Source organism: Kitasatospora sp. NPDC097643 (assembly GCF_040302625.1).
Lineage (GTDB): Bacteria > Actinomycetota > Actinomycetes > Streptomycetales > Streptomycetaceae > Kitasatospora.
The window spans coordinates 94,116-104,149 of record NZ_JBEOSA010000026.1 but is presented as its reverse complement, the minus strand read 5'-3'; the positions used below and the strand labels follow the sequence as shown (position 1 = coordinate 104,149).

7 protein-coding genes are annotated in these 10,034 nt (G+C 73.9%); 3 read left to right on the top strand and 4 right to left on the bottom strand.

The genetic code is table 11. The features are described from left to right. Nucleotides 1-114: 114 nt before the first annotated feature. From ABTY15_RS18705 to ABTY15_RS18690, 4 genes are all read right to left on the bottom strand, one after another. On the bottom strand, nt 115-2,550 hold the full coding sequence (locus ABTY15_RS18705) for a transglutaminase TgpA family protein (protein ID WP_350590970.1): 2,436 nt from the start codon (nt 2,548-2,550) through the stop codon (nt 115-117). Then, nucleotides 2,547-3,869 carry a DUF58 domain-containing protein gene (locus ABTY15_RS18700; RefSeq protein WP_350590964.1) on the bottom strand — a complete coding sequence of 441 codons (1,323 nt, stop codon included), beginning with the start codon at nt 3,867-3,869 and terminating at the stop codon, nt 2,547-2,549. Before ABTY15_RS18700 ends, ABTY15_RS18705 begins: the two co-directional genes overlap by 4 nt. 1 nt (nt 3,870) lies before the next feature. Then, on the bottom strand, nt 3,871-4,842 hold the full coding sequence (locus ABTY15_RS18695; protein WP_350590997.1) for an AAA family ATPase: 972 nt from the start codon (nt 4,840-4,842) through the stop codon (nt 3,871-3,873). A gap of 368 nt (nt 4,843-5,210) precedes the next feature. Beyond that, complete coding sequence (locus tag ABTY15_RS18690; RefSeq protein ID WP_350590959.1) at nt 5,211-5,753, bottom strand: beta-class carbonic anhydrase; 543 nt, start codon at nt 5,751-5,753, stop codon at nt 5,211-5,213. 512 nt (nt 5,754-6,265) lie between these two features. Here ABTY15_RS18690 and rsmH point away from each other — a divergent pair. Genes rsmH through ABTY15_RS18675 form a run of 3 tightly spaced genes read left to right on the top strand, consistent with a single transcriptional unit; the run spans nt 6,266 to nt 10,030 of the window. Beyond that, nucleotides 6,266-7,240 carry a 16S rRNA (cytosine(1402)-N(4))-methyltransferase RsmH gene (gene rsmH, locus ABTY15_RS18685; protein ID WP_350590954.1) on the top strand — a complete coding sequence of 325 codons (975 nt, stop codon included), beginning with the start codon at nt 6,266-6,268 and terminating at the stop codon, nt 7,238-7,240. 49 nt (nt 7,241-7,289) lie between these two features. Beyond that, complete coding sequence (ftsL, locus tag ABTY15_RS18680) at nt 7,290-7,844, top strand: cell division protein FtsL (protein WP_350590946.1); 555 nt, start codon at nt 7,290-7,292, stop codon at nt 7,842-7,844. After that, nucleotides 7,841-10,030, top strand: a complete 2,190-nt coding sequence (locus ABTY15_RS18675; protein WP_350590943.1) for a peptidoglycan D,D-transpeptidase FtsI family protein — start codon at nt 7,841-7,843, stop codon at nt 10,028-10,030. Before ftsL ends, ABTY15_RS18675 begins: the two co-directional genes overlap by 4 nt. The last annotated feature ends 4 nt before the right edge of the window (nt 10,031-10,034 follow it).

Here is a 10,034-nt window from a genome sequence, read left to right as displayed (position 1 = left end):
CTCTTCCCCCCCCGCCCGATTTTCCTACCCCCCCCGCCCCCGCACCTCGGGGGTGGGGGGGCCTCTCGATCTCCCCCCCGCCCCTCGGCGTTTCCGGTCGTCCCGGCCGGGGTGTCAGGACTCCGGGGTGTCCTTGCGCCGGGTGAACACCCGCCGCAGCGGCGTGCTGACCGCGGCCGTCACCCGGGCGACCTGGTTGCCGACCGCCGTCCGGGCCGTCAGCATCCCCTCGGAGATCCGCCACCACAGCTGCGCCGAGGAGGCCGGCAGCAGGACGGCCCTGGTCCGCTCGCGCCGGCTGGCGGTGGCCCGCAGACCCTGCCGGGCGGTCCGGACGTCGGCCGCCAGCGGGGCGGCGGTGGCCGCACCGGGCCGGGCGTAGAGCACCCGCTCGGTGGCCATCGCCAGCCGTCCGGTGGCCGCCGCCGAGTCCGCGTCCAGCTCCGCCGTCTCGGTGATCCGCCGGGCGGCGGAGCGCGGGGTGCGGGACTCGTCCGGCGGGATGCCGAGGTCCCAGGCCGAGTCGATCAGCTCGTCCCAGGCGGCCAGCACCTGCTCGTCGGTCAGTTCGGCCGGGCCGCCCCCGCCGGGGCCGCGCCGCCCGCCGCCGCCGAGCCGGCGCCGGCGCAGCGCCGCCCGCCAGAACATCGGGACGAGCAGCAGGGCGATCAGCACCAGCACGACGGCGAGGGTGCCCAGCACCTGTCCGGAGAGCAGCCAGGACTCGTCGGCGGCGGTGCTGAGGGCCTTGCCCTTGGTGCCGCACTCGCCCATCTGACGCAGCTTCGCGTCGCAGTCCTTGCTGCTGCTCGGCATCGGGGCGGGCGCCTCGGTCTGCGCGGCGGCGGTCGGCTGCTGGGTGGGCGCGGTGGTCGGGGTGGTGGTCTGCTCGGTGTAGCGGGGCTGGACGCCGCGGCTCGGGGTGGGCTCGAAGCGCATCCAGCCGTAGCCCGAGAAGTACAGCTCGGGCCAGGCGTGGTACATCTTGCCGCTCACCGAGTAGACGTTGCCGCCCTTGGCGTCACCGGGGGTGAAGCCGACGGCCACCCGGGCCGGGATCCTCAGGGTGCGGGCCATCGCCGCCATGGTGGAGGCGAAGTGCACGCAGAAGCCCTTGCGGTCGCGCAGGAAGACGACGATCGCGTTGCTGCCGGTGCCGCCGGAGACCGAGGTGTCGTAGCTGAACTGCTGGCTGGTGAACCAGTTCACCAGGGCGGTCGCCCGGTCGTAGTCGTTCTGCGCCTTGGCGGTGACGGCCTTGGCCTGCTCGGCGACGATCGGCGGGAGGTTCGCCGGGAGGGCGGTGTAGCGGTCCCGGACGTCCTGCGGAGCGATCGGCGCGGTGCGCAGCTCGTTGGCGGTGGGCCGCAGGTCGAGGGCGCTGACGTGGTAGCGCAGGCCGCGGATCGCCCGGTCGTTGGTCGGGAGGACGGTGCGGGTGAGCGGGTCGAGCTTCCAGTCGCCGCGGTTGGGGACCTGGAGGGACGCCGCCGGGTACGGCATCGGCAGCCAGCTCTTCTCCAGCCGGTCGCTGATCTGGAACTCGCCGTCGATCCGGGGGACGTTGGCGTCCTTCAGGCCCTCGGGGGCCGGGAAGGCGGTCGGGAGGTCGTTGACCGTGGTGCTGCTGAGCTTCCAGTTGGTGCCGTCGAACTGGTCCAGCGAGCCGGTCCGCAAGTAGGTCTGGTCGGCGAGGTCGCTGTCCATCGAGTAGCTGAGCAGCTCGTTCTGGGTGGGCTTGCTGACCTCGGACTCCAGACTGACCAGCGGGTCGAGGCTGGTCGCCGCGCCGCCGATGCCCTTGCCGACCGTCCCGCCGCCGCCGGAGTGCACCAGGCCGGCGTCCCAGTGCGGCAGGAAGACCGGCAGCAGCAGGGCGATGGCCAGGGCCAGGATGCCGACCTGCTGGCCGCCGAGGCCGACCGGGCGGGTGCTCTCGGTGTCGCGCGAGGAGCCGCGGAAGACCCGGCCCCAGCGGGAGACCCGGTCCTGGCCCTCGGCGAACAGCAGCACCAGGTAGCCGGCCGAGGCCAGCGCGAACCAGATCCAGCTGCCGCGGTCCCCGGCCAGGCCGTTGCCGACCGAGTAGAGCGCCAGCAGCGGCAGCCCGGCCAGCGCCGACCGCCGGTAGGTCACCGCGACGGTGTCCACGACGACGGCGACCAGGCCGACCGAGGTGACCAGGATCAGCCGCAGGCCCTCGCTGGGCGGCGCCGGGATGGCGTACTGCTGGATGTCGTCCAGGCCGGAGGCGAACACGTGGTCGAGGACCCGCATCGACGAGGGCCCGGGCACCAGGCCGCCCCAGAGCGCGCCGGAGCCGGCGAAGCCGATGAGCAGCAGCAGGAGCAGGACGAGCAGCTGCCCGACCGGCACCGTCCAGCGGTACAGCGGGGAGCGGCGCAGGCCCGCGCCGGCCGCGCCGATCACGGCGATCACCAGGAATGCGTGGGTGATCCAGCTCTTGGTGGTGAGCAGCGGGGTCAGGCAGAGCGAGGCGAGGGCGGTGGCCAGCGCCGCGTAAACGGTCAGTTTGGCCCGGGTGGTCACGCGCCGGCCTCTTCTCGGTAGGGGGCGGTCGTCTTGGCACCGTCGGCGGCCCGCCACAGGTCCGGGACGGAGTCCCCGGAGCGGACCGGCAGGACGGTCCAGCCGGCCTCGCGCAGCTGGCGGACCCGGGCCTGGAACTGCTCGCCGCCGGTGTCGGGGGCGAGCATCCGCAGGCCCGCCCAGGTGCCGGTGTCGAGCAGGAAGGCGATCGCCCCGCCGGTGCGGTTGCGCAGCCGGGCCAGTCGGGCGGCCTGCTCCTCGTCCAGCTCGCCGAGGACGGCGACCAGCAGGCCCTCGCCGCTGGTGCGGATCGGCTCCTCGGCGCGGGAGAGCCCGCCGCCGTCGGACAGGTCGGCCACCGCGAGCGCGTCCAGGATCAGCCCGGAGGAGTCGGCGGCGGTGTTGCTGCCGCCGGTGCCCGGCCCGGGGACCGACTGGCCCATGTCGGTGAGCAACTGGGTCTGGTAGCCGCGCTCCAGCAGGTGCACGGCGACCGAGGCGGCGCAGCTGACCGCCCACTCGAAGGAGGAGGCGGGGCCGCTGCCGCGGTGGCCGATCTCGCGGGTGTCCAGCAGGACGGTGGCCCGGGCCCGCTGCGGCTGCTCCTCGCGGCGGACCATCAGCTCGCCGTACCGCGCGGTGGACTTCCAGTGCACCCGGCGCAGGTCGTCGCCGGGCCGGTACTCGCGCAGGATCACGTCGTCGTCGCCGGCCAGCGCCAGGGTGCGGGTGTGGCTCTCGCCCTGGCCGATCCACTCGCCGCTCAGCCGCACGTGCGGCAGCGCCTGGACCTGGGGGACGACGGTGAGCACGTCGGCGGCGGAGAACGACCGGTTCACCTCGCACATCCCGAACGGGTCGGACAGCCGCAGCTGGAGCGGCCCGAGCGGGTAGCGGCCGCGCAGGTCGGAGCGGACCCGGTAGGAGACCTCGCGGTAGCCGCGCGACTCGACCCGGTCCAGTACGAAGCGCGGGCGCGGCCCGAGCACGTACGGGACCTTGTCCTCCAGCAGCAGCAGGCCGGTGGGCACCCGGGAGACGTTGTCGACCCGCAGGTGCACCCGGGCCTCCTGGCCGGCGATCGCGCGCCGCGGGCTCAGCCGGCGGCCGCTGGCCACCCGGTAGCGGGTGTTGGCGACCACCAGGGCGGCGGCCAGCGGCAGCGCGGCCAGCAGCACGCCGACCCGCAGCAGCGCGTCCTGGTCGAGCAGGTAGGCGCAGAGCACGGCGGTGACGCCGGCGGCGAGGAAGGAACGGCCCCGGGTGGTGAGGCCGCGCAGGCCGGCCCGCAGGCCCGACGTTGGGTCGGACGAGGCCACCTCAGCCCCTCCGGCCGGCCGGGCCGCCCTGCGGGCGCGGCAGCGGCAGCCGGGCGACCAGGTCGGCCACGATCTGCTCGGAGGTGCGGCGGCTCAGCTGGGTCTCGGCGGTCGGCATCAGGCGGTGCGCGAGGACCGGGACGGCGAGGCGCTGGATGTCGTCGGGGGTGACGTAGTCGCGCCCGTCCAGCGCCGCGGCGGCGCGGGCGGCCCGGACCAGGTGCAGGGTGGCGCGCGGCGAGGCGCCCAGGCGCAGCTCGTGGCTGTTGCGGGTGGCGCCGACCAGGTCGACGGCGTAGCGGCGGACCGGGTCGGCGATGTGCACGGTGCGGACCAGGTCGATCAGCTTGAGGATGTCGGCGGCGTGTGCGACCGGCTGAAGGTCCTCCAGCGGGTTGGCGCCGGAGTGCACGTCGAGCATCGCGAACTCGGCCTCGGGGCTGGGGTAGCCGATCGAGATCCGGGCCATGAAGCGGTCCCGCTGGGCCTCGGGGAGGGGGTAGGTGCCCTCCATCTCGACCGGGTTCTGGGTGGCCACGACCATGAACGGCGAGGGCAGCTCGTAGCTGGTGCCGTCGATGGTGACCTGGCGCTCCTCCATCGACTCCAGCAGCGCGGACTGGGTCTTCGGCGAGGCGCGGTTGATCTCGTCGCCGACCACGATCTGGGCGAAGATCGCGCCCGGGCGGAACTCGAAGTCGCGCTGGTGCTGGTCGAAGATGTTGGTGCCGGTGACGTCCGAGGGCAGCAGGTCGGGCGTGAACTGGATCCGGCGGACGGTGCAGTCGACCGAGCGGGCGAGCGCCTTGGCGAGCATGGTCTTGCCGACGCCGGGCACGTCCTCCAGCAGCAGGTGGCCCTCGGCGAGCAGCACGGTCAGGGCGATCCGGACGGCCTCCGGCTTGCCCTCGATGACGCTCTCGACGTTGGCGCGGATCCGGTCCACGACCGCGGCGAGCTCCGGAAGCCCGATCCGGTGGTACCCGTTCGCCCCCTGGTCGCCCCCCGCAGGACCGCCGAGACCGGCCTGATCGCTGTAGCTCGTCACCCGTTACGCTCCCTGGCACACTGTGCCCGCCTCACCCCGAGGCCGGCCCCCACCCCATGCTTGACGCGACCGTTCCGGGGGCGGTTCCGAGCTGGATCCGGCGCCGGGGTGACGGCCTGCGGCCTGGCCGCCCCAGGTGGTTCGGGGTCCGACCGGCAGGCGCATTCTCCCCCGGGCGGCGGCCAGAAGTCACCATTCCGCGGGGAAGCACGGGGAAGCACCGGTGAGGTGCGGGCGGAAGTGCGGGCCGCGGAGCCCGGACGCCGTTGGCCGGGCGGGTGGGGGCGTGACGTTCAGTGGATCTCGCGCAGGAGCCCGGTGTGCACGTCGAAGACGAAGCCGCGGACGTCGTCGGTGTGCAGCAGGAACGGTGAGGTGCGGACCCGCTGCATGGACTGGCGGACGTCGCCGTCGAGGTCGACGAAGGCCTCCACCGCCCACTGCGGGCGCTGGCCGACCTCCAGTTCCAGCTCGCGGCGGAAGTCCTCGGTGAGCCCGAGCAGGCCGCAGCCGGTGTGGTGGATCAGCGCGATCGAACGGGTGCCGAGGGCGCGTTGGCTGATGGTGAGGGACCGGATGGTGTCGTCGGTGACGACGCCGCCGGCGTTGCGGATGACGTGGGCGTCGCCGAGTTCGAGGCCGAGCGCGGCGAACAGGTCGAGGCGGGCGTCCATGCAGGCCACCACGGCGATCTTCTGCACCGGGCGGGCATCCATGCCGCCGTCCCGGAAGGTCACCGCGTACTCGCGGTTGGCCGTGACGAAGCGGTCGATGATGGTGGGTCTCGCGGAGGCGGCAGCGGCGGTCGGCGTGGGCCGGTCGGGGGTCACTGTCATGGTGGCGACGTTAGTGCGAATCGGTCGGGCGCGGTGGGGCGAAGTGCTACAGAACCGCTGGCTGTGACCGAGTGCATACCCACAACGGGCCCGGGCGGGCGGCGCGTCGGGGCGGGGCGCGCGGGGTCGCCGGGCGCCCCGTCCCGGTGCCCGCGCCGGGCCGCCCGCACGGCCGCGACCTGCGGTGATCCGTACCGCCGCCCGGGTGGTGCGCCGGAGCGGACCATTGACTGGCGGGGTCCGCGCGATAGAGTTGCGGCGCAGTGGAGCACACCCGCCGGGGCCCGTCAACCAGGCCGTACCGGCCGGTGCGGCCCGGCCGACGCGGCCCGTGGCCTCCACCCGCTCCGTGCCCACCTGGCGCACCTTCCCCGGCGCCGGGCGGTCACGTCCTTCCCCTTGAGCGGGCGGGGACCACGGGCCGCGTCGTGCTGCGGCGATGCGGTGGGCGAGAATGGTCGGAGCTCCCGGACATCGGGCTGCTCCGCACCGAGGAAGGGCGCCACCGCGCAATGACCACCAACGATCCGGGCCCCAAGCACGTCCCCGTGATGCTGCAACGGTGCATGGACGCGCTGGCCCCGGCGATCTCGCGCCCCGGCGCCGTGGTGGTGGACGCCACCCTCGGCCTCGGCGGGCACAGCGAGGCGCTGCTCACCCAGTTCCCCGAGGTCCGGCTGATCGCGGTGGACCGCGACCCGCAGGCGCTCAAGCTCGCCGGCGAGCGGCTCGCGCCGTTCGGCGACCGGGCCACCCTGGTGCACGCCGTGTACGACGAGATCCCCGAGGTGCTGGAGCGCCTGGGCGTGGACCGGGTGGACGGCGTCCTGTTCGACCTGGGCGTCTCCTCGATGCAGCTGGACGAGGCCGAGCGCGGTTTCGCGTACGCCCAGGACGCGCCGCTGGACATGCGGATGGACCAGACCCGGGGGATCAGCGCGGCCGAGGTGCTGAACACCTACAGCCACGGCGACCTGGCGCGGATCCTCAAGGTGTACGGCGAGGAGCGGTTCGCCGGGAAGATCGCCTCGGTGATCCTGCGGGAGCGGGCGAAGGAACCGTTCACCACCAGTGCGCGTCTGGTCGAGTTGGTGCGCAACGCCATCCCGGCGGCGACCCGGCGGACCGGCGGCAACCCGGCCAAGCGGACCTTCCAGGCGCTGCGGATCGAGGTCAACGGCGAGCTGGAGGTCCTGGACCGGGCGATCCCGGGGGCGCTGGACGTCCTGGCGCTCGGCGGTCGGATCGTCGTGATGTCCTACCAGTCGCTGGAGGACCGCCTGGTGAAGCAGTACTTCGCGGCCGGGGCGACCAGCACCGCGCCGCCGGGGCTGCCGTTCATCCCGGAGGAGCACCAGCCCTGGCTCAAGCTGATCACCCGCGGGGCCGAGCTGGCCACCGAGGAGGAGATCGAGGAGAACCGGCGTGCCGCGCCCGTACGGCTGCGGGTGGCGGAGAGGATCAGGGACCGTAGCAAGCGGGGCTGAAGGGTCGGCCCCGGCGGGGTCCGAAGGGCGGAGGAGAGCGGTGGGGCCGGTGGCCGGTGAGGTCCGGGCGGGGCGGGGAGCACTCCCCGGACAGGGCAGGGCACGGATCACGGTCCGGCCGGGGCGGCGCCCGATCCGGGGGCGGACGCCGTTCGCCGTGCTGGTGGTGGTGCTGCTGGGGGCGGGGCTGCTCGGGCTGCTGGCGCTGAACACGGCGCTCAACGAGGGCTCGTTCGAGCTGTCCCGGCTGCAGAAGCAGACCACCGTGGCGACCGACGAGCAGCAGAGCCTCCAGCACCAGATCGACCAGAGCTCCGCCCCGGACGCGCTGGCCCGGCGGGCCGCCGAGATGGGCATGGTGCCGGCCGGCGGGATGGCCTTCCTGGACGTCCCGGGCGGCGGCAAGGTGCTGGGCACGCCCGGCCCGGCGCAGGACAGCCCGCCGGTCAAGCGCTCCACGGCCGAGCCCTGGCCGATGAAGCAGCCGTCTCCGAGCGCCCAGCCGGGCGCGGGCGCGCCCAGCCCGGCGGCGACCGCCGGGGACTCCGTGGTCCAGATCAACCCGGCCTCCCCGGCCGCGCCGAGTGGGGGTGGTGGGCGATGAGCGAGCCTCGTCAGCCTTCGGGCGGTTCCGGGAACGGGCGTCGGCCCGCGCCCAAGGGCGCCGCGCCGCGCGGGCAGGCCGCCGGGAAGGCACAGTCCGGAAAGGCGCAGTCCGGGAAGGCCCCGCAGCCGAAGGGGCAGCCGGCCCGGTCGCCGCAGCCCGCGAAGGGGCAGCCCGGCAAGGCCGCCGCCGCCCGTACGCCGCGGGCACCGCAGCAGCGCCGCCCCGAGGGCCGGCCGCCGGCCCGGGGCCAGGTGGCCGCCCGGCCGCGCCCGAAGTCCCGCCCGCCGCAGCGCCCCAAGGCGCTCCGGCTGGCCGAGCCGAAGCGCCGGCTGCGGGTGATCACCGTGGCGATGTCACTGGTGTTCTCGGTGTTCGCCGGCCGGCTGGTGCAGCTCCAGCTGCTGGACTCCGACGCGCTGGCCGCCGACGCCAACACCAACCGCTACCTGAACATCCCGATCACCGCCGAGCGCGGCTCGATAACGTCCTCCGACGGGGTCTCGCTGGCCACCACCGTCGACGCGTACGACATCACCGCCGACCCGGCCATGTTCACCCCCGATGCGACCGGCATCCCGGACGCCCCGGAGCAGGCGGCCGCCCTGCTGGCGCCGATCCTCGGCGGGTCCAAGGAGAAGATCGCCGCCGACCTGCACACCCCCAAGACCCGCTACAAGCGGCTCGCCGCCCAGCAGAGCCCGGCCGCCAAGAAGCAGATCACCGACCTCAAGGCCACCCTGGAGAAGCAGGCCGGTTCGCGCGCCTGCCAGGCCCAGAAGCGCCAGCTCGGCAAGCCCGCCGACCAGGGCGGCCGCACCCGGGTCGACAACGAGTGCGCCAACCCGCTGGCCGGGGTCTTCAACCGGGAGACCCAGAAGCGGATCTACCCCGCGGACGGACTGGCCGCCAACCTGGTCGGCTTCGTCAACGGCGAGGGCGAGGGCGCCGGCGGCCTGGAGCTCCAGTACCAGAAGCTGCTGGCCGGCAAAGACGGTCACAGCAGCTACGCCCAGGCGGGCGGCCGGCTGGTGCCCACCGCCGGGGGTTCGATGGACCCGGCCGTGCCCGGCAACGACGTCAAGCTGACCATCAACCGGGACATCCAGTGGGCCGCCCAGCGGGCGATCACCGACCAGGTGGCCAACTCCGGCGCGGAGAAGGGCTACGTCGTCGTCCAGGACGTGAAGACCGGGCAGGTCCTCGCGATGGCCACCGCGCCCGGCCTCAACCCGAACGACCTGAGCTCCGCCAAGCAGTCCCAGCTGGGCAACGCCGCCCTGGTCGACGCGTACGAGCCGGGCAGCACCGCCAAGCTGATGAGCCTGGCCGCCGTGCTGGACACCGGCAAGGCCAGCTGGGACACCAAGGTCACCGTGCCCAACCGACTGGTGCGGGCCGGGCAGCAGTTCAAGGACGACATCGAGCACGGCGACTGGAACCTGACCCTGGCCGGGGTGCTCGCCAAGTCCTCCAACATCGGCACCATCGAGGCCATCGAGACGCTCGGCGCCGACCAGCTGGAGGTCAACAAGGTCCTGGACGGCTACATGCGCAAGTTCGGCGTGGCCGAGCCGACCGGTCTGAACTTCCCCGGGGAGACCGCCGGGAAGCTCAAGAAGCCGGAGGACCTGGTCGCCTCGGAGAAGTACAACATCTCCTTCGGCCAGGGCCCGCTGCAGATGAACGCGCTCCAGGCCACCTCGGTCTACTCGACCATCGCCAACGGGGGCGTCCGGGTCGCGCCCAGCATCGTCCAGGGCATCACCAGCCCGGACGGCAAGTACACCCCGACCCCGCCGGGCGCGCAGACCCGGGTGGTCAGCGAGCAGACCGCCAGGACCCTCACCTCGATGCTGGAGTCGGTCGTCGACGACGAGCAGGGCACCGGCGGCAAGGCCGCCATCTCCGGCTACCGGGTCGCGGGCAAGACCGGTACCGCCAACCGGGGGGCCGCCAACGGCGTCGGCTACGACGGCTACACCGCCTCGTTCATCGGCTTCGCGCCCGCCGAGGCCCCCCGGGTCACCGTCTCCTGCACCCTCCAGGGCCCGGTCAACGGGCACTTCGGCGGCCAGCTGTGCGGGCCGGTGTTCAAGCAGGTGATGGAGTTCACCCTGAAGACCTTGCAGGTCCCGCCGAGCGGCAGCCAGGCGCCCAACCTGCCCGTCGAGTGGAAGCCGTGAGCGA

Excerpts from the sequence above, each read along its gene's own strand:
- ABTY15_RS18690 (WP_350590959.1), bottom strand. The coding sequence starts at position 5,753 with ATGACAGTGACCCCCGACCGGCCCACGCCGACCGCCGCTGCCGCCTCC.
- rsmH (WP_350590954.1), top strand. The coding sequence starts at position 6,266 with ATGACCACCAACGATCCGGGCCCCAAGCACGTCCCCGTGATGCTGCAA.
- ABTY15_RS18675 (WP_350590943.1), top strand. The coding sequence starts at position 7,841 with ATGAGCGAGCCTCGTCAGCCTTCGGGCGGTTCCGGGAACGGGCGTCGG.